Here is a 557-nt window from a genome sequence, read left to right as displayed (position 1 = left end):
GAGCAGTCCGGCACCGTCTCCCCACGCCGCTAGCGCCTTGCAGTGCCGGAACGCCTCCTGCAGCATCACGACCGTTTTGAGATCGGGGTTGGGATCGGTTCCCGCTGCCACCACCAGCGCATCGAACTCGATCGACCGAGCCGTCGCCGACGTCCGATCCACCACGATCTGCCGTCGGCCCGATTTGAGGGTTCCCCCGACGGGCGCGATCACCAGAGCCGTAACACCGAGCGCCGCAGTGTCTTTGACCAGTCTGGCCACACCGGCCAGGTCTGAACCCGCATCCGCGATGATCCCGATCTTGCGGCCGGCCACCGGGCCGTCCTTGACCGGCAGCTGCGCCAGCGCGGCCGAGGGTGTGACCTCGGCGACGGGCTCGCCCTTCGGGGCCGGTAGCCCCAGGCCGGCGGCCACCTGCCGGCACAGGTCGGTGTCGACATTGGCCAGCACGAGCAGTTCGCGTTCCTTGATCGCCTTTTCGTACACCTTGCCCAATTCGAAGGTGAAGGCCTCGACGATATGGTCCTGCTCGACCGCACTGAGGCTGCGGTAGAACA

The 557-nt window shown here is 67.0% G+C and carries 1 protein-coding gene; it reads right to left on the bottom strand.

Features of this window, described 5'->3' with window-relative positions; translation table 11 throughout:
- The coding region (locus tag H7J86_RS31665) for a catalase-related domain-containing protein (RefSeq protein WP_276066001.1) at positions 1-557 on the bottom strand (557 nt) is incomplete at both ends.

It is taken from the genome of Mycobacterium hackensackense (genome assembly GCF_025822555.1).
Lineage (GTDB): Bacteria > Actinomycetota > Actinomycetes > Mycobacteriales > Mycobacteriaceae > Mycobacterium > Mycobacterium fluoranthenivorans.
This window is presented reverse-complemented; position numbering and strand designations above follow the sequence as displayed.